Source organism: Pseudomonas farris (genome assembly GCF_019145235.1).
Taxonomy (GTDB): Bacteria; Pseudomonadota; Gammaproteobacteria; order Pseudomonadales; family Pseudomonadaceae; genus Aquipseudomonas; species Aquipseudomonas farris.
Genome location: NZ_JAHSTV010000007.1, coordinates 248,822 through 270,639, shown reverse-complemented (window position 1 = coordinate 270,639; position 21,818 = coordinate 248,822). Strand labels below are relative to the sequence as shown.

20 protein-coding genes and 3 tRNA genes are annotated in these 21,818 nt (G+C 56.6%); 17 read left to right on the top strand and 6 right to left on the bottom strand.

Annotation, left to right across the window (positions count from 1 at the left end):
* Positions 1-819: a shikimate 5-dehydrogenase gene (locus KVG95_RS16995; protein ID WP_217857238.1), complete on the top strand. Its 819-nt coding sequence runs from the start codon at positions 1-3 to the stop codon at positions 817-819.
* A 315-nt stretch (positions 820-1,134) separates the two neighbouring features.
* Positions 1,135-1,653: a cupin domain-containing protein gene (locus KVG95_RS16990; RefSeq protein WP_217857237.1), complete on the top strand. Its 519-nt coding sequence runs from the start codon at positions 1,135-1,137 to the stop codon at positions 1,651-1,653.
* A gap of 163 nt (positions 1,654-1,816) precedes the next feature.
* Here the strand turns inward: KVG95_RS16990 and KVG95_RS16985 are convergent, their stop codons facing one another.
* Complete coding sequence (locus tag KVG95_RS16985) at positions 1,817-2,464, bottom strand: YceH family protein (RefSeq protein WP_217857236.1); 648 nt, start codon at positions 2,462-2,464, stop codon at positions 1,817-1,819.
* Positions 2,465-2,604: 140 nt separating this feature from the next.
* Here KVG95_RS16985 and KVG95_RS16980 point away from each other — a divergent pair, with 140 nt between their 5' ends.
* Positions 2,605-3,114 carry a DUF1993 domain-containing protein gene (locus KVG95_RS16980; protein WP_007901777.1) on the top strand — a complete coding sequence of 170 codons (510 nt, stop codon included), beginning with the start codon at positions 2,605-2,607 and terminating at the stop codon, positions 3,112-3,114.
* An 85-nt stretch (positions 3,115-3,199) separates the two neighbouring features.
* Here the strand turns inward: KVG95_RS16980 and sstT are convergent, their stop codons facing one another.
* Entirely contained in the window at positions 3,200-4,450 is a 1,251-nt protein-coding gene (gene sstT, locus KVG95_RS16975) for a serine/threonine transporter SstT (RefSeq protein ID WP_217857235.1), read from the bottom strand.
* A 330-nt stretch (positions 4,451-4,780) separates the two neighbouring features.
* Between sstT and KVG95_RS16970 the strand changes: the two genes are divergently transcribed.
* Positions 4,781-5,935, top strand: coding sequence for an MFS transporter (locus tag KVG95_RS16970; RefSeq protein WP_052967280.1), 1,155 nt, complete (start codon positions 4,781-4,783; stop codon positions 5,933-5,935).
* A gap of 4 nt (positions 5,936-5,939) precedes the next feature.
* Here KVG95_RS16970 and nhaR read toward each other — a convergent pair whose 3' ends face one another.
* Positions 5,940-6,839, bottom strand: coding sequence for a transcriptional activator NhaR (nhaR, locus tag KVG95_RS16965; protein ID WP_052967281.1), 900 nt, complete (start codon positions 6,837-6,839; stop codon positions 5,940-5,942).
* A 166-nt stretch (positions 6,840-7,005) separates the two neighbouring features.
* Between nhaR and KVG95_RS16960 the strand changes: the two genes are divergently transcribed.
* The gene (locus KVG95_RS16960; protein ID WP_038982399.1) at positions 7,006-7,248 is read left to right on the top strand and encodes a hypothetical protein; all 243 of its coding nucleotides are present in this window, start codon (positions 7,006-7,008) and stop codon (positions 7,246-7,248) included.
* Between the two features lie 28 nt (positions 7,249-7,276).
* Positions 7,277-8,026 (top strand): TerC family protein, encoded by a 750-nt coding sequence (locus KVG95_RS16955; protein ID WP_008011416.1) that lies wholly within the window; start codon positions 7,277-7,279, stop codon positions 8,024-8,026.
* Positions 8,027-8,105: 79 nt separating this feature from the next.
* On the opposite strand, the gene KVG95_RS16950 is transcribed toward KVG95_RS16955, so the two are convergent.
* Positions 8,106-8,276 (bottom strand): hypothetical protein, encoded by a 171-nt coding sequence (locus tag KVG95_RS16950; RefSeq protein WP_187326411.1) that lies wholly within the window; start codon positions 8,274-8,276, stop codon positions 8,106-8,108.
* Between the two features lie 171 nt (positions 8,277-8,447).
* Between KVG95_RS16950 and KVG95_RS16945 the strand changes: the two genes are divergently transcribed.
* The 3 genes from KVG95_RS16945 (at position 8,448) to KVG95_RS16935 (ending at position 9,721) form a co-directional block, all read left to right on the top strand.
* Positions 8,448-9,176, top strand: a complete 729-nt coding sequence (locus tag KVG95_RS16945) for a cysteine peptidase family C39 domain-containing protein (RefSeq protein ID WP_217857234.1) — start codon at positions 8,448-8,450, stop codon at positions 9,174-9,176.
* Between the two features lie 92 nt (positions 9,177-9,268).
* Positions 9,269-9,484: a DUF6021 family protein gene (locus tag KVG95_RS16940; RefSeq protein ID WP_052967284.1), complete on the top strand. Its 216-nt coding sequence runs from the start codon at positions 9,269-9,271 to the stop codon at positions 9,482-9,484.
* Positions 9,485-9,496: 12 nt separating this feature from the next.
* Positions 9,497-9,721: a hypothetical protein gene (locus tag KVG95_RS16935; protein ID WP_217857233.1), complete on the top strand. Its 225-nt coding sequence runs from the start codon at positions 9,497-9,499 to the stop codon at positions 9,719-9,721.
* A gap of 55 nt (positions 9,722-9,776) precedes the next feature.
* Here KVG95_RS16935 and pbpG read toward each other — a convergent pair whose 3' ends face one another.
* Both pbpG and folD read right to left on the bottom strand, forming a co-directional pair.
* On the bottom strand, positions 9,777-10,715 hold the full coding sequence (pbpG, locus tag KVG95_RS16930; RefSeq protein ID WP_123720359.1) for a D-alanyl-D-alanine endopeptidase: 939 nt from the start codon (positions 10,713-10,715) through the stop codon (positions 9,777-9,779).
* A gap of 226 nt (positions 10,716-10,941) precedes the next feature.
* Positions 10,942-11,796, bottom strand: a complete 855-nt coding sequence (gene folD / locus KVG95_RS16925; protein ID WP_217857232.1) for a bifunctional methylenetetrahydrofolate dehydrogenase/methenyltetrahydrofolate cyclohydrolase FolD — start codon at positions 11,794-11,796, stop codon at positions 10,942-10,944.
* A gap of 279 nt (positions 11,797-12,075) precedes the next feature.
* Between folD and KVG95_RS16920 the strand changes: the two genes are divergently transcribed.
* The 8 genes from KVG95_RS16920 to lon all read left to right on the top strand — a co-directional run bounded on the left by KVG95_RS16920 (position 12,076) and on the right by lon (position 21,680).
* Positions 12,076-12,152 (top strand) — tRNA-Arg (locus KVG95_RS16920).
* Between the two features lie 41 nt (positions 12,153-12,193).
* Positions 12,194-12,269, top strand: a tRNA-His gene (locus KVG95_RS16915).
* A 54-nt stretch (positions 12,270-12,323) separates the two neighbouring features.
* Positions 12,324-12,408: transfer RNA gene (locus tag KVG95_RS16910), tRNA-Leu, on the top strand.
* Between the two features lie 1,445 nt (positions 12,409-13,853).
* On the top strand, positions 13,854-15,557 hold the full coding sequence (gene ltrA, locus KVG95_RS16905; RefSeq protein WP_217857231.1) for a group II intron reverse transcriptase/maturase: 1,704 nt from the start codon (positions 13,854-13,856) through the stop codon (positions 15,555-15,557).
* 129 nt (positions 15,558-15,686) lie between these two features.
* A complete protein-coding gene (gene tig, locus KVG95_RS16900; RefSeq protein ID WP_052967287.1) occupies positions 15,687-16,997 on the top strand; it encodes a trigger factor in 1,311 nt (436 codons plus the stop codon).
* A 93-nt stretch (positions 16,998-17,090) separates the two neighbouring features.
* Positions 17,091-17,726, top strand: a complete 636-nt coding sequence (gene clpP, locus KVG95_RS16895) for an ATP-dependent Clp endopeptidase proteolytic subunit ClpP (RefSeq protein ID WP_007901795.1) — start codon at positions 17,091-17,093, stop codon at positions 17,724-17,726.
* A gap of 112 nt (positions 17,727-17,838) precedes the next feature.
* On the top strand, positions 17,839-19,122 hold the full coding sequence (clpX, locus tag KVG95_RS16890; RefSeq protein ID WP_007946893.1) for an ATP-dependent Clp protease ATP-binding subunit ClpX: 1,284 nt from the start codon (positions 17,839-17,841) through the stop codon (positions 19,120-19,122).
* Positions 19,123-19,283: 161 nt separating this feature from the next.
* A complete protein-coding gene (lon, locus tag KVG95_RS16885) occupies positions 19,284-21,680 on the top strand; it encodes an endopeptidase La (RefSeq protein ID WP_007901802.1) in 2,397 nt (798 codons plus the stop codon).
* The last annotated feature ends 138 nt before the right edge of the window (positions 21,681-21,818 follow it).

The following is a 21,818-nucleotide window of genomic DNA, read 5'->3' as shown; positions in this document are numbered from 1 at the left end:
ATGCAGATGAACCCCAACAGAGACACTCAGCTGTGCATGTCACTCTCGGGGCGTCCCGGCAATTTTGGCCTGCGGTTTCATAACCATCTGTACGAACAACTGGGCCTGAATTTCTACTACAAAGCCTTCAGCAGTCAGGACTTGCCGGGTGCCGTTGGCGGCATCCGCGCCTTGGGAATCCGGGGTTGCGGGGTGTCGATGCCGTTCAAGGAAGCCTGTATCGCCTTGGTCGATGAGCTGGATGCATCGGCTGAAGCTATTCAATCGATCAACACTATTGTGAATACCAACGGTCACCTCAAGGCTTACAACACCGATTACATCGCCATTGCCCAGTTGCTTGAAACCCATCAGGTTCCCAAGGATTCGACCTTTGCCCTGCGCGGCAGTGGCGGCATGGCCAAGGCTGTGGCCAGTGCCTTGCGCGATGGCGGCTACAAAAACGGCCTGATCGTGGCCCGGAACGAGCGCGCCGGGCGTGCTTTGGCTGAATCGTTGGGTTACTCATGGCAGGCAGAACTGGGGGGGCAGCGCCCGCAAATGCTGATCAACGTCACGCCCATCGGCATGACCGGCGGGCCGGAAGCGGATCAATTGGCGTTTGAGCCTGACGCTATCGCTGCGGCCGAAACTGTCTTTGATGTAGTCGCGATCCCCTCGGAAACACCATTGATCGTGCGCGCTCGTGCCGAAGGCAAGCGGGTGATCACCGGGCTGGAAGTGATTGCGATCCAGGCGCTGGAACAGTTCGTGTTGTACACCGGCGTACGGCCGACTGATGAACAATTCCAGAAAGCCGTGGCGTTTGCCCGGGGCTGATCATTCCCAAATATTCGTTGGATGTCCCGGCCCTTTCGCGAGCAAGCCCGCTCCCACACTTGACCGCATTAGTCTGAATCAACTTGGTCACCTGTGGGAGCGGGCTTGCTCGCGAAGGCGGAGGCACATCCTGCATCAATGCAACTGGCGGATCGCCGCCCGAGGATCAGCGCTGAACCTGTGGGCGAGCCTGCTCGCGATTGCCGCGACTCGGTCTCCTGCCAATCCCCATTCACTTGTCCTCGAATAACCCCCGCCTATACTGGCCACCAGCAAGCGCAGACTTGCTCTCCAGCCACCGTGACCGAGGTTTTCATGCATCCCGCCATTCTCAACCTGGATCAGGCCGAACTTTTACCGCTGCCCGAAGACTTTGCCCCCACCGGTGATGCCGCCGGCCGCTATCAGCAACGCCTGGCCCGCATCGGTCAGCAATTGGGCGCGCAAAAACTGGGTTATCGGTTGTATGCCCTGGAGCCGGGCATGCGTGGCAGTCCTTTTCATAACCATCGGGTCAACGAGGAGATGTTCTACATCGTGGCCGGGGAAGGGGAGGTTCGCCTTGGCGCCGAACGTTTTCCGATCCGCGCCGGTGACGTGATCGCCTGCCCGGCGGGCGGTCCTGAAGCCGCGCACCAGATCATCAATACCAGCAACGGCGAATTGCGCTATCTGGCGGTCAGTAGCCAACACTCGCCGGATATTTGCGAATACCCGGATTCCGGCAAATACGTGGTGATGGACGACTTCAAGGTCGATGCGCAGGGCAATGCTTCGGGCTTCGTCGCCGTCGCCAGGCAGGCTGATGGTGTGGATTATTGGGATGGTGAGTAGCGTAATCGGTGGGAGCAGCTGTCTTAATTACTCTTGTGATCACTGAAGATCCAATGTGGGAGCGGGCTTGCTCGCGAAAGCGGTCTGTCAGTCATATTGATGCAAGATATGCCGCCGCCTTCGCGAGCAAGCCCGCTCCCACATTCAGAATGTCGCGACCAGTCTATTCGAGGCGTGCCAGTCGCTCTTCCAGCGCCGCAATCCGCGCTTCAAGCTCTTCGATTCGCTCAACCGACACACCGCCACTGGTGCCGCGTTCCGCCGGATTCTGCCGGGCAGCCAGGATTGCTTCGATATCCGCCGGATCGCCCAGTGCATGCATGTAACGGTCTTCGCGCTGGCCAGCCTGGCGCGGAATCAAAAGCGCCAGCCCTCTGGCGATCAAACGTTCCAGCTGGTGCACCACCTGCTCGGCATCTTCGAAGTCATGCATGCGGCCGCTGCGGGTCAGCAGTTCGTTGACCGTCTGCGGGCCGCGCAGGAACAACAACCCCGTCAGAATCACCTGCGCCGGCACCAGTTCCAGCGCCTTGTCGACCCGATGCTCCCAGCGGTCGGCACGGCTGCCCATCACCAGCCTGGTAAAACCGCGACCTTCCAGAACGCGCAGGCTCTGGCCGACCTGGCCCTGGCTGAGGTTCATCACCGGTTCGCGGCTGGTTTTCTGATTGCAGGCAATCACCAGCGCATTAAGCGTCAGCGGATAGGTTTCCGGGCTGGTGGCCTGTTTCTCGATCAACGAGCCCAGAATGCGGATTTCCGTGCTGTTGAGCCGCGGTTCGTCGGAGGTCGTTTCTTGCTCAGTGCTCATCGCGCTTTTCCCTATGCAGTCGAAGCATGCAGTCGAAGCCGCCTAGCCTAATCCTTGCAGGATAAAAGACAAGCCGCAGGGCGGTCGGGCATGGCTATAATCGCTCCACGTTTTTACTCCTGTCACCACACGAGACCATCATGACTATTTCCCTGTACGCCGCTTCCGTTCCGGTTTTCCAGCAAATGCTCAATGCCTTGAGCAACAACCTGAGCAAGGCCGAAGCCCACGCTACCGCGAAAAACATTGATCCGAACGCATTCCTGCAAGCCCGTCTGTACCCGGACATGTTCCCGCTGGTGCGTCAGGTGCAGATCGCCGTTGATTTCGCCAAAGGCGTTTCGGCGCGTCTGGCTGAAGTCGAACTGCCGAAATATGACGACACCGAAACCACCTTCGCCGAACTGCAAGCGTTGATTGCCAAGGTCCTGGCCTTCATTGGCGAGATCAAGCCTGAGCAGATCGACGGCAAGGAAGGCATCGAGATCGTTACCCGTCCAGGCACGCCTAAAGAGAAGCGCTTCACTGGCCAGGCTTATCTGCTGAGCTACGGTTTGCCGCAGTTCTTCTTCCACGTGACCACCGCTTACGCACTGCTGCGTCACAACGGTGTGGAAGTGGGCAAGCGCGATTACATGGGCGCGTTCTAAACCGCCCAGGTACAAAAAAGCCCGCCAAGGTGTAAGCCTTGGCGGGCTTTTTTACATGCGTTGCTGCGGCGATCTTTTGATCTTTTTATGCCAGACGCTGGGCTTCCCGGGCTTTCTGGGTCTTCTGTTCCTCACCCTGGCATGCCGCCGCGGTGAACAGCACGTCGGTGGAGGAATTCAGCGCGGTTTCCGCCGAGTCCTGCAACACACCGATGATGAAGCCGACCGCCACCACCTGCATGGCGATTTCGCTCGGGATGCCGAACAGGCTGCACGCCAGCGGAATCAGCAACAGCGAACCGCCTGCCACGCCCGAGGCGCCACAGGCACAGATCGCCGCGACGATGCTGAGCAGGATGGCTGTCGGAATATCCACGGCGATGCCCAGGGTATGCACGGCAGCCAGGGTCAGCACGGTGATGGTGATCGCAGCGCCGGCCATGTTGATGGTGGCGCCGAGCGGGATCGACACCGAATAGGTATCTTCATGCAGGCCCAGACGCTTGCTCAACTCCAGGTTGACCGGAATGTTCGCCGCCGAACTGCGGGTGAAGAAGGCAGTGATACCGCTCTCGCGCAGGCAGGTGAGTACCAGCGGATACGGGTTGCGACGTAGCTTCCAGAACACAATGGCCGGGTTCATCACCAGCGCCACGAACAGCATGCAGCCCAACAACACGGCCAGCAGATGCATGTAGCCGATCAAGGCACCGAAACCGGAGGTGGCGAGGGTCGAGGCCACCAGGCCGAAGATCCCCAGCGGCGCAAAGCGAATCACCAGACGCACGATCAAGGTCACGCCATTGGACAGGTCGCCCAGTACTTCGCGCGTCGTCTCGCCTGCATGGCGAATCGCAACGCCCATGCCGATCGCCCAAGCCAGGATACCGATGAAGTTAGCGTTCATCAGCGCGCTGACCGGGTTGTCGACCACGCTGAGCAGCAGGCTTTGCAGCACTTCGCTGATGCCGCCCGGTGCGGTCACCGCGACGTCCTGGGCCGACAGCACCAGACTCGACGGGAACAGCGTACTGGCGATCACCGCCACCACGGCCGCCGCGAAGGTGCCCAGCAAATACAGAAACAGAATCGGCCGGATATGGGTTTCCTGGCCGTGCTTATGGTTGGCAATCGAGGCCATGACCAGCACGAACACCAGAATCGGCGCGACAGCCTTGAGCGCCGACACGAACACTTTGCCAATGAAGGCGGTGGATTTGGCCAGCTCAGGCGCGAACAACGCCAAGGCAATCCCGGCGATCAGGCCGATGATGATTTGCGTGACCAGGCTACTGCGTTTCAGGCGTTGCAAAAGAGAAGGGGATGAAGCGGTCATAACGGCATCTCTGATTTTATTAGGGTGCAGGGTTCTGTTCATGCAGCAAAAAGCCGGGCAGGCCACATGGAGGGAACCGAAGGGTCGCTGCATCAATGCCAATGAATGGCCGATGAGCAAAGTGTAAGTACCGCAGGCCGCGGACTTTATCACAGCGTAGGCGTGATCCTTCAGACCTGTGACGATCTGCCACCCGATTGCTCAACGCGATTTGCAGGTTCGTGCAACTTCGTCCGGAAACACTCTGTTAAGCTTCGCCATCCTCATTTTCAAGTTCTGCCAGTGAGCCTTCGGGCTGTCGCTGGTGTCGTCGTTTTCCTGGAGTTCTGCATGCTGTTGCCCATTCTTCTGTTGTCCGCCGCCGGTTTTACGGTGCTGACAACGGAATTCATCATCGTCGGCCTGTTGCCGGCAATCGCCCGAGATCTGGACGTCAGCATTCCTCAAGCGGGTTTGCTGGTGACCCTGTTCGCCTTCACCGTGGCCGCTTTCGGGCCGTTCCTGACGGCGTACTTCGCAAGATTTGAACGGCGCAAACTGTTTATCAGTGTGCTGATCATGTTCGGTCTGGCCAACACGCTGGCGGCGCTGGCGCCGAACATCGGGGTGATGGCCATTGCGCGACTGATTCCGGCGCTGGGGTTGCCGGTGTTCTGGGCGTTGGCCAGTGAAACCGCAGTGGACATCGTCGGGCCGGACTATGCCGGGCGGGCCATCTCCAAGATCGGTTTCGGCATTGTCTGCGCCACGGTGTTCGGTATTCCGGTGGGTACGCTGATTTCCGATGCGTTCGGCTGGCGCAGTGCCTTTGGCATTCTGGCGGTAATCGCGTTTGCCAAGGCGTTGCTGCTGTTTATCTACTTGCCGAAAACCAACCTGCACCAACATCAAGTGAGCTTCCGTTCGCAGTTCAGAATCCTGCGTAGCCCGTTGATGCTGGGGCATGTGCTGTTATCGATCCTGGTGTTCAGCGGCATGTTCACCGCTTACACCTACCTGGCAGACATTCTTGAGCGACTGGCCGGTTTCAACGGCACCGTCGTCGGCTGGTGCCTGATGGGCTTCGGTGCGGTCGGCTTGATCGGCAATTCGTTGGGCGGTCGCGCGGTGGATCGGCATCCGCTAATTGCTTCAGTAACGTTCTGTGCCTTCATGATCGCCGGCATGGTGGCCTTGGTGCCGAACATTCATTCGCCCCTCGGTCTGGCGGCAGCGATGGGGATTTGGGGCGTGACTCAGGCCGCGCTGTTCCTGGTCAGCCACGTGCGTCTGATGAAGGCTGCGCCTGAGGCACCGGCCTTTGCTGCATCGCTGAACATCGCCGGGGCCAATCTCGGCATCGGTCTGGGCGCGATGGTCGGTGGGCGGGTGATCGACAGTGTCGGCCTGGGCGGCCTGGGTTTCGCGGCGGCTGGTTTTATCCTTGTCTCGATCCTGTTGGCGATGGCGCTGATGACCTTTAAACCTCGCGAAATCTGCGCCTGACACCTCATATCGCGGTAAACAGCTCGCGGCGAGCACCTTCGGTAATGGCGACAATGCCGGGGTGCTTGACCTTGCGCTCCACCGAGATGGCGTAGAACGACTCGCGCACCGCGTCGGTCTGGCCAATCAACTCCACGCCGCATTGGCGTCTCACTTCGTCGGCAATCACGCTCGGGCCGATGAATATCCCGCTGCCGGATTGGCCGAAAGCCTGCATCAAGGCGCTGTCGTCGAACTCGCCGACGATCTGTGGCTGGATCTGCTGTTCGGCAAACCAGCGTTGCAAGCGACTGCGCACCACGGTTTCCGGCCCGGGAATCAGCAGCGGGGCGCCGTGCAGGCTGCGGGGGAAGTCCTGGCCATATCGCGCCGCCAGTTCGGCTGTGGCGAAGAAGCTGATGCCGCATTCACCGAGTTTCTGGCTGTAGCCCTTGATGTCCAGATGCGAGGGCATCGGGCTGTCGGAAATCACCAGATCAAGGCGCTGAATCGCCAGGTCGGCAAGCAAACGTTCCAGTTTGTCTTCGCGACAGGTGATACGCAGGGGCTCGCTCAACTCCATGGTCGGAGCGATCAGGCGATAGACGATGGATTTGGGCACTACGTCGGCGACTCCTACCCGAAACAGGATTTGTTGTTCATTGGGCTGCGCCCGCAGCATCAACTCCAGTTCGCCCCCGAGCTGAAACATCTGCTCGGCGTAGGGCAGGGTCTGACGCCCGGCTTCGGTGAGTTCCAGCTGCCGGCCGACCCGACGAAACAACTCGATGCCATAGGTTTGCTCGAGCAGGGAAATCTGCCCGCTGATGGTCTGTGGCGTCAGGTTCAGTTGCTCGCAGGCGCGCACGATGCTGCCCGTCTTGGCCACCACCCAGAAGTAATGCAGCTGTCGATAATTAAGCATCTATTTATATTCCGGGGCAGGAGCTGCAGATGAAGATATGGATTCGTTAAAACCGAAGTATAGCCGCTAAAAATACGAATTTTCCTGAAGTGTTTACTTCCTTAGAATGCCTCGCTATCGACGGATCGCCTTTCCGGTTCTGTCTGTTCTATTTGAGGGAAGCATCATGAAGCTTAAAACCACGGCACTGCTGATCACGTCTTTACTGGTGTTGGCCGGTTGCGACCAGGCCGAGAAAAGCGCTCAGCAATTGATGGGCAAGGCTGCCGAAACCGCTAAGCAGGCAATTGACGATACCCACAAAGCGGCCGAGCAAGCGCTCAGCGATGCCACGGGCGGTTTGATCACCAAGAAAGAACAACCGGCCAAAGAGACGGACAAATCCGAATCTTCGTCCCAGGAAATCTAAACCGTCTACAACGAGTCAGGACTGACCCATGGAATACCTTTTAGAACTTGCTGCAAGCCCCACTGCCTGGGTCGCCTTGGCCACGCTGGTGGTGATGGAAATCGTGCTCGGCATCGATAACCTGATCTTCATCTCGATCCTCACCAACAAACTGCCCGAACAGCATCGCCAGAAGGCGCGGCGCATCGGTATCGGCATGGCGTTGATCCTGCGCCTGGCACTGTTGAGCACCATCGCTTTCATCGTCCAGCTGACGGAGCCTGTGATCGAGATTCTCGGCCACGCGTTCTCCTGGAAGGACATGATCCTGATCGCGGGTGGCCTGTTCCTGTTGTGGAAGGCGACCACCGAGATCCATCACAGCATGGATCCGGCGCCGGATGATCCGACGTCGGCCACCTCGACTGTGACCCTGGGTTTTGCCGCTGCGATCGGTCAGATCCTGCTGCTGGACATGGTGTTCTCCATCGACAGCATCATTACCGCTGTCGGCATGACCGAGCATTTGCCGATCATGATCATTGCGGTGGTGGTGTCGGTACTGGTGATGTTGTTGGCAGCTGACCCTCTGGCCAAGTTCATCAACGACAACCCGACGGTGGTGATGTTGGCGCTGGGCTTCCTGATCATGATCGGCATGACGCTGATCGCCGAAGGTTTTGGCGCCCACGTACCGAAAGGCTACGTCTACGCGGCCATGGCGTTCTCGGCCACGATCGAAGGCTTGAACATGCTGTCTCGTCGGGCCAGGCAGAAGCGCATCGCCGCAGAAGCTTAACCTTCGTTAAACGAAACGGCCGCCTGAACTCGAAAGAGCCCAGGCGGCCGTTTTTGTTTGGGCGACCGAAAAGCGCCGGTCAGTGCGCGGTGGCGGGGTGGGCAGCCGGCTGATCGGTTTTCGCCACAGGCGCCGATTGAACCGGGTGATGATGGTGCCGGCGGGTAATACGTAAAACGCCCCACAGCATGGCGGCGGCCACGGCCAGCCAGCCGGAAATCAACATTACAATGGTCATTGTCAGGCTCATCAGTGCCTCCTCTTTGCCCTGCATCGGGCACACACTCTTCCTTGGTAAGTGACAGTTTAGCCGCTGCTGTATTTCAGACTATTGACCAAAGGTCGCCTGTCACCAACCAGTTCGCTCTATCGAATGTAATCAACTGCCCGTTAAGGCTATACCGCTGCCGCGCGGCATCCTATGATCGACGGCCAAGCCGGGAGTGTGAATACCTGGCGTCTGAACAAGAGAGTGATGATGGTGCGGGTAGTTTCTCGAATTCGATCTTTGGTATTGATCGTTGGCTGCGTTGCCGGTCTGGCTGGTTGTGCGGGGAGCGTGGCGCCTGAGATCAAGCGTCTTCCTGAGCGGGTCGAACTCAGCGGTACGTTCTACCGTGGGCAAAGTTATCAAAGCGGGCCTCAGGTTCTGGCCAGCCTGCTGTCCCAGCAAGGCATCGTGATAACCCCAGGCTTACTAGACAAACCTCTGCATTTGCCGGGTGCCGAAGACCGCTTGCAGCAGAACATGCAGGACCTCGCGCGCGAGTACGGGATGGTGGTCTATCCCCTCGACAGCCATTTGCCAGCGCTGCTGGCCCAGGTTGCGGCCGGTTATCCGGTAATGGTGCGCTTCACCGAAGGCTCGGCGTTTTGGGCAGAGCCCCGATACGCCATTCTCGCCGGTTACAACCGTCAGAAGCAGACCGTGCTGCTGCGCGCCGGGATGGATCGTCGGTTGCTGATGGGGTTCAGCGCCTTTGAATCGGCGTTCGAGAATGCCGGTGGCTGGGCCGTATTGATCCAGAAGCCGGACCAGATTCCGGCCAATGTTGATCAGCAGCGCTGGCTGAAAGCGGCGAGCGATCTTGCCCAGTCAGGTCAGGAGCAGGCGGCAGCCAGGGCGAAGAAGGCGTTGAGCGCGAAGTAAGTTCCGCTCGTCATCGGCATGGCACTGCCACGCTATGCTGGAGTCTCACGTAGAGGGTCCGGACTTTTCCGGGACCATGATCAGGAGGCGCCATGGCACATTCCAATACCCCCACTGGTCCGCACTCGTCTGAGCATTCGTCCGATAATGAGTTGGGGTTCGACCCCGATTCCCCGGACGTTGCCGATCCTCAGGTCGATCCCATCGGGCCCGCCAAGGCGCCCAGGGATGTAAAACCGGGTGAGGAGGGCAAGAAGGCCCCGGCAAAGCCTTACGATCCACTTGGCGATCTGAAACCCAAGCCCTAGTGTGAGGTGCATATGTCTACCGATTCGAGCTTCGACGACAAACGTCCTGATCCTCCTGACAGTGTTCCAACAACCCCCGAAGAAGATCTGGATCCGGTGATGGATCCGGACAGTCCGTTACGGGACCCCTTGGCCAGACCGACCGTGGTACCAACAAAGCATCCGCAAGGCTGGAAAGACCCGAGTGCCGGGGATGGCATTCCGGATGACGATCAGATGCCGTTGCCTAATGATTAATCCGGACAAAAAAAAGCCCCGAATATTCGGGGCTTTCTTTTGGAGGCGTTTCGACTTATTTCGATGCTTCAACCACGCCGCTCTGGCGATGCTTGAGATTCTTGTCGGACTTGTACTGCAGGGCGACGGACGGCACGTTGGCGCTCTTGCCGGTTTCGACCCAGCTACGAATCCGGCTGGCATCGGCAAAGTGCGTGTACTTGCCGAAGGCGTCGAGAATCACCAGCGCCATCGGACGATCACCCATGTGGGTGACCAGCACCAGGCAGTGACCGGCCGCGTTGGTAAAGCCGGTTTTGGTCAGTTTGATGTCCCAGTTAGGCTTGTTGACCAAATGGTCGGTGTTGCGGAAGCCCAGGCTGTAGTTGGGTTTACGGAACGAAACGGTTTTTTCCTTGGTGGTGCTCAGCTGAGTCAATAGCGGGTGCTTGTGTGCGGCGATCAGCAGTTTGCTCAGATCGCGGGCGGTGGACACATTGCGAGGGGAGAGGCCCGTCGGTTCGACAAAGTGGGTGCTGGTCATTCCCAGCGCTTTGGCTTTGGCGTTCATGGCGGCAATGAACGCGACATAGCCGCCCGGATAGTGATGGGCCAGACTCGCAGCGGCACGGTTTTCCGACGACATCAGGGCAATCAGCAGCATCTCTCGGCGCGGCAATTCGCTTTTGAGTTTGACCCGGGAAAACACGCCTTTCATTTCCGGGGTGTCGCTGATGTTGATGGAAAGGTATTCGTCCATGTTCTGCCGGGCTTCTACCACCACCAGGCCGGTCATCAGTTTGCTGACGGACGCGATTGGCACTACCACGTCAGGATTGCTGGCATAGATCACTTTGTTGGTTTGCATATCCATCAGCAAGACACTGCCGGAAGCGATCTTCAGTTGTGAAATGTCTCGGGGTGCGGCGGTGGTTTCTGCGGCGTTGATCGTTGGCGCGGTGAAAGTCCCTGTAAATGCAAAAAATAGACTCAGGATTGAAAGACGGATTTTCACGCTGGCGGACTCATAAAGGGTGGATATGCCGTTTTGTAACGGGCTGTTTCTTTAAAAAGCGACGCATTTTAGGAGTATGGCTGAAGAACTGTCGATGGTTGTTCTATGTTCAGGGGAAAGTGCTTGGAAGCACGCTTTTCCGGCAGATGGTCGAGCTTTTTCTGCAGGCAAAAAGAACCCCGCGATGGCGGGGTTCTTTTATGCGGCGCTGCAAGCAAGCGTGAACTCAGCCGTGCAGGGTTTCCGCGGCGTACAGCGTGTTTTCCAGCAGGCAGGCGCGGGTCATCGGGCCAACGCCACCCGGAACCGGCGTGATCCAGCCGGCGCGGGGCAGGGCGGTTTCGTAGATCACGTCACCGACCAGCTTGCCGTCTGCCTGGCGATTGATGCCAACGTCGATCACGATCGCGCCTTCCTTGATCCATTCGCCTTTGACCAGGCCCGGCTTGCCGGCTGCAACCACCACCAGGTCGGCGCGACCGACATGGCCCGCCAGATCCTTGGTGAAACGGTGGGTAACGGTCACGGTGCAACCGGCCAGCAGCAGTTCCATCGCCATTGGACGGCCAACAATGTTGGAAGCCCCGACAATGACCGCGTCCATCCCGTAGAGGTCGGCACCGGTGCTTTCCAGCAACGTCATGATGCCTTTAGGGGTGCACGGACGCAGCAGCGGAATGCGCTGGGCCAGACGGCCGACGTTATAAGGGTGGAAACCGTCGACGTCCTTGTCAGGACGAATGCGCTCCAGCAATTTGGAGGCGTCCAGGTGTTCAGGTAAAGGCAGCTGAAGCAGGACGCCGTCAATCGCCGGGTCGTCGTTCAGGCGATCGATCAGGTCGGTCAGTGCTTCTTGAGTGGTTTCGGCAGGCAGGTCGTAGGCTTGGGAAAGGAAGCCGACCTCTTCACAGTCTTTACGCTTGTGCGAGACATAAACCTGAGAGGCAGGATCGCTGCCGACCAGGATCACCGCGAGGCCGGGTGTGCGCAGGCCTTGCTGGCGACGCTCGGCGACTCGTTTGGCGATCTGCTGGCGCAGGCTGGCGGCGATCGATTTGCCGTCGATTAGTTGTGCAGTCATTGCGCGTGATTAACCATCGAGAGGGGAAAAAAAGAGAGCGCATTCTCGCATGTCATGAGGTGAGGGCAAAGGCGCTTGGTCTGCAAATTCCCCTAACCCCTTTAATTAAATGAATTTTTTTTAAAAAAGAGTTGACGACCTTCAGGCTCACCTATAACATTCGTCGCACTTGTCGGGCACAGCCTAGCACTGGTTAAGAAGGTCGAGCAGAGTTGATGTTTAATTCGGTGAGACTGAAAGCACTTAGTTTGTAATCGTCCAAGAATACAGATTAACAAGGCGCCCGTAGCTCAGCTGGATAGAGCATCCGCCTTCTAAGCGGATGGTCGCAGGTTCGAGTCCTGCCGGGTGCGCCAATTAGGCAGCTTTGGCACAAGTAACGCAACATGGCAATATGGTGGGCGTAGCTCAGTTGGTAGAGCACGGGATTGTGACTCCCGTTGTCGAGGGTTCGATCCCCTTCGTCCACCCCATATTTAGAAAGGCGCCAGATTAACAGTCTGGCGCCTTTGCTTTAAAAGTTTGATGCGGATGTGGTGGAATTGGTAGACACACTGGATTTAGGTTCCAGCGCCGCAAGGTGTGAGAGTTCGAGTCTCTCCGTCCGCACCATTACAAACAGCTATTTAATAGCAGAAAACGGCGCAGCACCTGAAAAGGGCTGCGCCGTTTTTGTTTTAGAAATCTGAATTTTCAAAACAACCGCATGTTCCGGGTTGAAAGGGCGGGTAGGGTCGTCGAATTTATGTATCTCGATGATGCTGATTCGCCCGTCGGTCCCCTCGTGGGGTCGGCTGTCAGGGATGGATTGCCGATTTCTTCTATATATAGAAGGATTGGCGCAGAGCCCTGGCATGACTGGCTGTATTTGCTAATAGGGCGAGGCACAACCGTTTGTCCCCGCCTATAAATTGCCTGCTGCTTTTTTACCCGTTTTCAGTAGGGTGACTTCTTGAGTATGACCCACTAGAATGCATGCCCTTGGTGCGACACGCGTGGCGTGTCTCCTAAACTTCGAGGTGTAGAGTCATCTTGAAGGGTTTTCGAAAGAGAACCGAGAGCTTGGGTGCCCAATCCCAAGAAACAAAACCCTCCCAGAAGTCCAATGCCTTCAAGGACTTGCCGCAGCGGCGGTGGCAGACCCAAGGTCGATTAGCGCTCGGTGGCTCGACCACAGTACTGGATTTCCGGTATTGGAGTGCCTACTACATATCAGCCCTATTCAGGGCTAAACCCATGCGGGAGAGAATCCCCGCTGGGGTTCCCTCCTGCTTTTGAAACAGGAGGTAACAATTCTTTGAGCATGCTGCCTCGGCAGTCCCTGTTCACATCAAACCGGAGACATGAGCGAAAGCTCTGTCTGTCATTGTCCAACCATTGCCTGTTTGGAGTGGCAGCGGACTCGTTGTGCGACCAACGATAGCCTAGGAAGACATGCGTCACTGGTAACGGTGGGGTGTGAAGCTCTTCCAACAATGTAGCCCCCTGTATGGGTGCGTCTTCGCCGTGAGGCGGAGCGCAGATGCTCGGAGCAGTACCGGGTTGAGGCGCTAGGCTGGCTGGTATGGGTAACACAAGTGAACTGCTAATAAACGTCGTCAGCATTACGGTGCCTAATCTGCTGATAGGCATTAACCAAAAAGGTGATGCGACCGGTTGTTCTGGTCAAGGGTCGGAACACGTCGTCACAAAAGGTCGCCGGCGAATAGGCAGACTCTAACCCAGTCGTGTGACAGGCAGGGAACGTGGTAAGCCCGTATAGCTGCCTTCGGGCAGGTGAGCCGCAAGGTGATCCGTTGGCTGTGCGGGTATGGGATCGCAGAGAAAGCGAAAGCCGGGCTGTAATGGCCCGGATAGGGGCTGGAACATTGCTTCACGGGAAACCGGGCAGACTTCTGCGTGGTCTTTCGTCGCATGAACTCTGAGTGAACCTGTCTCAATAAACCTAGAGATCCAGTTGTAACGGATCTTCTATTAATCCAACCCTGGCGGGAGCGTCCATTCCCGTCAGGGGATGTGTGCGTCTTTCGCTTGGGGCAACTTGAGAGGAAGGCAGCATGTTAGAACATAGCCAATTGGCCGTGTCTGCGCCTTCCGGCGCTCCGCAACAATGGCATGACATCGATTGGTGGCGTGTTCAGCGGAATGTCCGGGCGATGCAGATACGGATTGCGAAGGCTTGTCGGGAAGGCAACTGGCGCAGGGTGAAAGCCTTGCAGCGGATGCTGACCCGCTCACGCTCGGCCAGATACTTGGCCGTACGGCGAGTCACTGAAAACCAGGGTAAGCGCACGGCGGGAGTCGACCGCGTGCTCTGGGATACACCCGATGCCAAATGGAAGGCGGCAAATGGGTTGAAGCGCCACGGTTATAAGCCACGGCCTTTACGACGTGTGTTTATTCCGAAGTCAAATGGAAAGGAGCGCCCTCTGGGCATTCCGACCATGACGGACAGGGCAATGCAGGCGTTGTATTTGCTTGCTCTGGCACCCATTGCAGAAACCACCGGCGATCCAAACAGCTACGGCTTTAGGATCGAGCGATCTACGGCGGATGCAATGGGGCAGTTGTTCGTATGCCTATCCAAGAAGGTTTCGGCCCAATGGGTTTTGGAGGCGGACATCAAAGGCTGCTTTGACCATATCAATCATGATTGGCTTATCACCAACGTCCCAACGGATAAGGTGACTCTCCGAAAATGGTTGAAAGCTGGCGTGATTCATAAAGGCCAGCTACAGGCAACGGATGCCGGTACGCCACAGGGCGGGATTGTCTCGCCCAGCTTGGCGAATCTGGTGCTGGATGGGCTGGAGTCACAACTTAAGCAACATCTGGGTGTGACCAAGGCCAAGAAGCTGAAAATCAATGTGGTGCGTTACGCGGATGACTTTGTGATAACCGGAACCTCGCGAGAGGTGCTGGAAACTGAAGTCAGACCTTGGGTAGAGCAGTTCCTAGCAGTGCGGGGGCTGCAGTTGTCACTCGAGAAGACGCGTGTCGTCCATATAAAGGAAGGCTTTGACTTTCTAGGTTGGAATTTCCGCAAGTACGATGGGAAGCTTCTGATCAAGCCAAGCAAGAAAAACGTGAAAGCGTTCTATAGCAAGATAAGGGAGGTCATCAGTACCAGCAAAACGGTAAGGCAGGAGGATCTGATCCGACAGCTGAATCCGATACTGCGTGGCTGGGCGTTCTATCACCAGCCTGTGGTAGCCAAGAAAGCGTATAGCCGCATGGATTACATGATCTTTCTGGCTCTATGGCGTTGGGCAAAACGGCGACACCCTAAGAAAACACTCCAGTGGATCGGAGCAAAATACTTTAAACCCATGAAGGGGCGGAAAGGGGTGTTTGCTACCGCGACGATGAATGACAAGGGAGAGATGCGAACGATCGAGTTGTACTCGCTAGCGAGCACTCCGATCGAACGACACAAGAAGGTGAGTGGGGAGTACAACCCCTTCGATCCTTCTATGGAGGAAATGGGTGAGAAAAGGCGTATGGAACAGATGCTCAAAAGGCTGGCGTACCGTAAGCAAATTTTGAGCCTTTTCCAGAGTCAGAAAGGATTGTGTCCAATGTGTAAGTTACCGATTACGAAGGAGACGGGGTGGCATGATCACCACATTCTGTACCGCACAAAAGGCGGTGGAGACTCCCTAAATAACCGGGTACTATTGCACCCCCTTTGTCACCAGCGGCTACACGCTCGCGGATTGACAGTGAACAAACCGGCTCCCCTTACCGGGGGTTTTGATTAGGCCCGAGCCGTATGCGGGGAAACTCGCACGTACGGTTCTTAGGGGGAGGTGGGCCAGTAATGGCCCATCTCTACCCGACATTCTGGGGTCGGAAACGGCCGGCTAACGTCTGTGCAACGAGGAATATCCATGCAAGTTTCTGTTGAAAATACTTCTGCTCTTGAGCGCCGCATGAGCATCACCGTGCCGGCTGAGCGCATCGAGACTCAGGTCAACAAGCGTCTGCAGCAGACTGCCCAAAAGGCCAAGATCGCTGGCTTCCGTCCAGGCAAAGTGCCTATGAGTGAAATCAAGCGCCGTTTCGGTGCTGATGCACGTCAAGAAGCCGTGGGCGATGTGATCCAGTCTTCCTTCTACGAAGCTGTTGTCGAGCAGAAGCTGAACCCGGCTGGCGCTCCTTCGATCGAGCCTAAATCGATGGAAGCTGGCAAAGATCTGGAATACGTCGCAATTTTCGAAGTTTTCCCGGAGTTCACCGTTGCCGGTTTCGAAGGTATCACTGTCGAGCGCCTGAGCGCTGACGTGGCTGATGCCGATCTGGACAAGATGCTGGAAATCCTGCGCAAGCAGAACACCCGTTTCGAAGTTGCCGATCGCGCTGCTCAGAACGAAGATCAACTGAACATCGATTTCGTCGGCAAAGTCGACGGTGAAGTGTTTGCTGGCGGTTCCGCCAAAGGCACCCAGCTGGTACTGGGTTCCGGTCGCATGATCCCTGGCTTCGAAGACGGTCTGGTTGGCGCTAAAGCTGGCGAAGAGCGCGTTCTGAACCTGACCTTCCCAGAGGACTATCAGAACCTCGACCTGGCAGGCAAAGCCGCTGAGTTCACCGTAACCGTGAACACCGTTTCCGAGCCTAAACTGCCTGAGCTGACCGAAGAGTTCTTCGCTCAATTCGGCATCAAGGAAACCGGTCTGGAAGGCTTCCGCACCGAAGTTCGCAAGAACATGGAGCGCGAACTGCGTCAGGCGATCAAATCCAAGGTCAAGAATCAGGTTATGGACGGTCTGCTGGCCACCAACCCGATCGAAGTGCCAAAGGCTCTGCTGTCCAACGAAGTTGACCGTCTGCGCGTGCAGGCTGTTCAGCAGTTCGGCGGCAACATCAAGCCTGACCAACTGCCGGCCGAGCTGTTTGAAGAGCAAGCCAAGCGCCGCGTTGTGCTGGGTCTGATCGTGGCTGAAGTGGTCAAGCAATTCGACCTCAAGCCTGACGAAGCCCGCGTTCGCGAGATGATTCAGGAAATGGCTTCGGCTTACCAGGAGCCTGAGCAGGTTGTGTCTTGGTACTACAAGAACGACCAGCAACTGAACGAAGTCCGTTCGGTTGTGCTGGAAGAACAAGTTGTGGATACTGTTCTGCAGAAAGCTAGCGTGACCGACAAATCGGTCTCTTACGAAGAAGCGGTCAAGCCGGTAGAAGCTCCACAAGCCGACTGATTGTTTTTGCGGTAAGAAGTACACACCATAAGCCAGCCTTCGTGCTGGCTTATGCGTATTCAAGACATAACTATTTGGGAGTGACTGCAGAGCATGTTCCGTAATTCGTATATTCAGCAGAACTCTGATATCCAGGCCGCAGGCGGCTTGGTCCCGATGGTTGTCGAGCAGTCTGCTCGTGGCGAGCGCGCCTATGACATCTACTCGCGCCTTCTCAAGGAGCGAGTGATTTTTCTGGTTGGTCCGGTAGAGGACTACATGGCCAACCTGATCTGTGCGCAACTGCTGTTCCTTGAAGCGGAAAACCCGGACAAGGACATCCATCTCTATATCAACTCGCCGGGCGGTTCGGTGACGGCGGGCATGTCGATCTATGACACCATGCAGTTCATCAAGCCAAACGTGTCGACCACCTGTATCGGTCAAGCGTGCAGCATGGGCGCGTTTCTGCTGACGGCCGGTGCCCAAGGCAAGCGTTACTGCCTGCCGAACTCGCGTGTGATGATTCACCAGCCACTGGGCGGTTTCCAGGGCCAGGCCTCGGATATCGAAATCCATGCCAAGGAAATCCTCTTCATTCGTGAGCGTCTCAACACGCTGATGGCCAAGCATAGCGGGCGCACTCTTGAAGAAATCGAGCGCGATACCAACCGCGATAATTTCATGAGTGCAGAAGCGGCGCGTGAATACGGGTTGATCGATGAAGTGATCAACCAGCGCCCCGCTTAAAATAAGCAGCTCAAAATAGGGTTGGTCAGCTGGTCTGATCACCGGCGGGCTTGAAAAAGCCCGCAATAGCCTTCATCTTGTGTTGCAAGCCTATCGGATTTGGATCGAACGAATGACTGACACCCGCAACGGCGAGGACAACGGCAAGCTGCTCTATTGCTCCTTCTGTGGCAAAAGCCAGCATGAAGTACGCAAATTGATTGCCGGCCCCTCGGTCTTTATCTGCGACGAGTGCGTCGACCTGTGCAATGACATCATCCGTGAGGAGGTGCAGGAAGCCCAGGCCGAAAGCAGCGCGCATAAATTGCCTTCGCCTAAAGAAATCAGCGGCATCCTTGATCAGTACGTGATTGGTCAGGAACGTGCGAAAAAGGTTCTGGCCGTAGCGGTGTACAACCACTACAAGCGTTTGAACCAGCGTGACAAAAAGAATGACGACGTCGAACTCGGCAAAAGCAACATCTTGCTGATCGGCCCGACAGGCTCGGGTAAAACCCTGCTTGCCGAAACACTGGCCCGCTTGCTGAACGTTCCGTTCACCATCGCCGACGCAACCACCCTCACCGAGGCGGGTTATGTCGGTGAAGATGTCGAGAACATCATTCAGAAGCTGCTGCAGAAGTGCGATTACGATGTAGAAAAAGCCCAGATGGGCATCGTCTACATCGATGAGATCGACAAGATCTCGCGCAAGTCTGACAACCCGTCGATCACCCGGGACGTTTCCGGTGAAGGCGTGCAGCAGGCCCTGCTCAAGTTGATTGAAGGCACGGTCGCTTCCGTTCCACCTCAAGGTGGTCGCAAGCACCCGCAGCAGGAATTCCTTCAGGTCGACACCCGTAACATCCTGTTCATCTGCGGTGGTGCGTTCTCCGGTCTGGAAAAGGTTATTCAAAACCGTTCCACCAAGGGCGGCATCGGTTTCAACGCGGAAGTTCGTAGCAAGGAAGAAGGCAAGAAAGTCGGTGAGTCCCTGCGTGAAGTCGAACCTGACGACTTGGTCAAGTTCGGTCTGATCCCGGAATTCGTCGGTCGTCTGCCGGTACTTGCCACGCTGGACGAGCTTGATGAGGCTGCGTTGATGCAGATTCTCACCGAGCCGAAAAATGCTCTGACCAAGCAGTATGCCAAGCTGTTCGAGATGGAAGGCGTGGACCTGGAATTCCGGGCCGACGCGCTGAAATCGGTCGCCAAACGTGCTCTGGAACGCAAAACCGGTGCCCGTGGACTGCGCTCGATCCTCGAAGGTGTATTGCTCGACACTATGTATGAAATCCCCTCGCAGTCCGAGGTGAGTAAAGTAGTGATCGATGAAAGCGTTATAGAAGGTAAGTCCAAGCCACTGTATATCTACGAAAACAGTGAGCCGGCTGCCAAGGCAGCGCCAGACGCCTAAGCGTCACACTGCTGAAATAAAGAAGGGGCCTTCGGGCCCCTTTGCTTTTAACGCGTTTTAACATTTTATTTGCGCTTGTTTTTTTTGAAAACAGCCCCCATCTTGGTTTCAAGCTTACATCCATCTGTTTACGGCCTTATGGCCGCCGTAGAGGCGAAATCATGAAGACAACCATCGAATTGCCTCTCCTGCCATTGCGTGATGTCGTGGTTTATCCGCACATGGTTATCCCGCTGTTCGTGGGGCGCGAGAAATCCATCGAAGCCCTCGAGGCAGCGATGACGGGCGACAAGCAAATCCTTCTGCTGGCTCAGCGAAATCCCGCTGATGACGATCCCGGTGAAGAAGCACTTTATCGCGTAGGCACCATCGCTACCGTTCTGCAGCTGCTCAAGCTGCCTGACGGCACGGTCAAGGTTCTTGTCGAAGGCGAGCAGCGGGGCGCCGTGGAGCGCTTCAGCGAAGTCGACGGCCACTGCCGTGCCGAAGTTTCGCTGATCGACGAAGTCGACGCGCCTGAGCGCGAGTCGGAAGTGTTTGTCCGCAGCCTGCTGGCTCAGTTCGAACAATATGTGCAGCTGGGCAAGAAAGTCCCCGCTGAAGTCCTGTCGTCGCTTAACAGCATCGACGAGCCAGGTCGCCTGGTTGACACCATGGCCGCGCACATGGCCTTGAAGATCGAGCAGAAGCAGGAAATCCTCGAAATCATCGATTTGTCGGCCCGGGTCGAGCACGTTCTGGCGTTGCTGGATGCCGAGATCGATCTGCTGCAAGTCGAAAAACGTATTCGCGGCCGCGTTAAAAAGCAAATGGAGCGCAGCCAGCGCGAGTACTACCTGAATGAGCAGATGAAGGCCATTCAGAAAGAGCTGGGCGACAGCGACGAAGGCCACAACGAAATCGAAGAGCTGAAAAAGCGTATCGATGCCGCTGGTCTGCCGAAAGATGCATTGGCCAAGGCCCAGGCCGAACTGAACAAGCTCAAGCAAATGTCGCCAATGTCCGCGGAAGCGACGGTGGTGCGTTCGTATATCGACTGGCTGGTTCAAGTGCCGTGGAAGGCTCAGAGCAAGGTGCGTCTGGACCTTGCCCGTGCCGAAGACATTCTCGACGCCGACCACTATGGTCTGGAAGAAGTCAAAGAGCGGATTCTCGAATACCTCGCCGTGCAGAAGCGCGTGAAGAAGATTCGTGGTCCTGTGCTGTGCCTGGTGGGTCCTCCAGGGGTGGGTAAAACCTCTCTGGCGGAGTCGATCGCTCACGCCACCAACCGCAAATTCGTCCGTATGGCCCTCGGTGGTGTGCGCGATGAGGCGGAAATTCGTGGTCATCGCCGGACTTATATCGGTTCGATGCCAGGAAGATTGATTCAAAAGATGACAAAGGTGGGTGTCCGCAACCCGCTGTTCCTGCTCGATGAAATCGATAAAATGGGCAGTGATATGCGTGGCGATCCGGCGTCGGCGTTGCTGGAAGTGCTCGATCCCGAGCAGAACCACAACTTCAACGATCACTATCTGGAAGTCGATTACGACCTGTCCGATGTGATGTTCCTGTGCACCTCCAACTCGATGAACATTCCGCCAGCACTGCTGGACCGAATGGAAGTGATTCGTCTGCCGGGTTACACCGAAGACGAGAAGATCAACATCGCTGTCAAATACCTTTCGCCGAAGCAGATTACGGCCAACGGTCTGAAAAAAGGCGAGCTGGAATTCGACGCCGAAGCGATTCGCGACATCATTCGCTACTACACCCGCGAAGCCGGTGTACGTGGGCTGGAGCGCCAGATTGCCAAGGTTTGCCGCAAGGCGGTCAAAGAGCATGCGATGGAAAAACGCTTCTCGGTGAAGGTCACTGCCGACATGCTCGAGCACTTCCTGGGCGTGCGTAAATTCCGCTACGGCCTGGCTGAGTCGCAGGATCAGATCGGTCAAGTCACAGGCTTGGCGTGGACCCAGGTGGGCGGCGAATTGCTGACCATTGAAGCCGCGGTCGTGCCGGGTAAAGGCCAGTTAATCAAGACGGGTTCTCTGGGTGACGTGATGGTCGAGTCGATCACCGCAGCCCTGACCGTTGTCCGTAGCCGTGCGAAGAGCCTGGGGATTCCTCTGGACTTCCATGAGAAGCGCGACACGCATATCCATATGCCTGAAGGGGCAACGCCGAAAGATGGCCCTAGCGCCGGTGTAGGCATGTGCACGGCCTTGGTATCAGCATTGACTGGCATTCCTGTGCGCGCAGATGTTGCCATGACCGGCGAAATCACCTTGCGTGGTCAAGTGCTGGCGATCGGGGGTTTGAAGGAAAAACTGCTGGCGGCTCACCGTGGCGGAATCAAGACGGTGATCATTCCGGAAGAGAACGTACGCGATCTGAAGGAAATTCCTGACAATATCAAGCAAGATCTACAGATTAAACCAGTTAAATGGATTGACGAGGTCCTGCAAATTGCGCTGCAATACGCGCCGGAGCCCTTGCCGGATGTGGTTCCGGAGATCGTTGCAAAGGATGAAAAACGCGAGTCTGACTCTAAGGAAAGAATTAGCACGCATTAGTACGCATTTGCCTGGGGGGCTTGTTGACAGTTTTTTAGAGCCCTTGTTATAAAGCGGCTCTTAAGTGTCTGTAGGCCATTCAGCACTCGTTTTTTTGCTTTCACCAAAAAACTTAGAATCAAACTCAAAATAGATATA

Excerpts from the sequence above, each read along its gene's own strand:
- KVG95_RS16985 (WP_217857236.1), bottom strand. The coding sequence starts at position 2,464 with ATGAGCACTGAGCAAGAAACGACCTCCGACGAACCGCGGCTCAACAGC.
- sstT (WP_217857235.1), bottom strand. The coding sequence starts at position 4,450 with ATGACCGCTTCATCCCCTTCTCTTTTGCAACGCCTGAAACGCAGTAGC.
- KVG95_RS16960 (WP_038982399.1), top strand. The coding sequence starts at position 7,006 with ATGAAGCTTAAAACCACGGCACTGCTGATCACGTCTTTACTGGTGTTG.
- KVG95_RS16995 (WP_217857238.1), top strand. The coding sequence starts at position 1 with ATGCAGATGAACCCCAACAGAGACACTCAGCTGTGCATGTCACTCTCG.
- KVG95_RS16970 (WP_052967280.1), top strand. The coding sequence starts at position 4,781 with ATGCTGTTGCCCATTCTTCTGTTGTCCGCCGCCGGTTTTACGGTGCTG.
- KVG95_RS16990 (WP_217857237.1), top strand. The coding sequence starts at position 1,135 with ATGCATCCCGCCATTCTCAACCTGGATCAGGCCGAACTTTTACCGCTG.
- KVG95_RS16945 (WP_217857234.1), top strand. The coding sequence starts at position 8,448 with ATGATCGACGGCCAAGCCGGGAGTGTGAATACCTGGCGTCTGAACAAG.
- KVG95_RS16950 (WP_187326411.1), bottom strand. The coding sequence starts at position 8,276 with ATGAGCCTGACAATGACCATTGTAATGTTGATTTCCGGCTGGCTGGCC.
- clpP (WP_007901795.1), top strand. The coding sequence starts at position 17,091 with ATGTTCCGTAATTCGTATATTCAGCAGAACTCTGATATCCAGGCCGCA.
- ltrA (WP_217857231.1), top strand. The coding sequence starts at position 13,854 with ATGTTAGAACATAGCCAATTGGCCGTGTCTGCGCCTTCCGGCGCTCCG.
- KVG95_RS16955 (WP_008011416.1), top strand. The coding sequence starts at position 7,277 with ATGGAATACCTTTTAGAACTTGCTGCAAGCCCCACTGCCTGGGTCGCC.
- nhaR (WP_052967281.1), bottom strand. The coding sequence starts at position 6,839 with ATGCTTAATTATCGACAGCTGCATTACTTCTGGGTGGTGGCCAAGACG.
- KVG95_RS16980 (WP_007901777.1), top strand. The coding sequence starts at position 2,605 with ATGACTATTTCCCTGTACGCCGCTTCCGTTCCGGTTTTCCAGCAAATG.
- KVG95_RS16940 (WP_052967284.1), top strand. The coding sequence starts at position 9,269 with ATGGCACATTCCAATACCCCCACTGGTCCGCACTCGTCTGAGCATTCG.
- clpX (WP_007946893.1), top strand. The coding sequence starts at position 17,839 with ATGACTGACACCCGCAACGGCGAGGACAACGGCAAGCTGCTCTATTGC.
- KVG95_RS16935 (WP_217857233.1), top strand. The coding sequence starts at position 9,497 with ATGTCTACCGATTCGAGCTTCGACGACAAACGTCCTGATCCTCCTGAC.
- tig (WP_052967287.1), top strand. The coding sequence starts at position 15,687 with ATGCAAGTTTCTGTTGAAAATACTTCTGCTCTTGAGCGCCGCATGAGC.
- lon (WP_007901802.1), top strand. The coding sequence starts at position 19,284 with ATGAAGACAACCATCGAATTGCCTCTCCTGCCATTGCGTGATGTCGTG.
- folD (WP_217857232.1), bottom strand. The coding sequence starts at position 11,796 with ATGACTGCACAACTAATCGACGGCAAATCGATCGCCGCCAGCCTGCGC.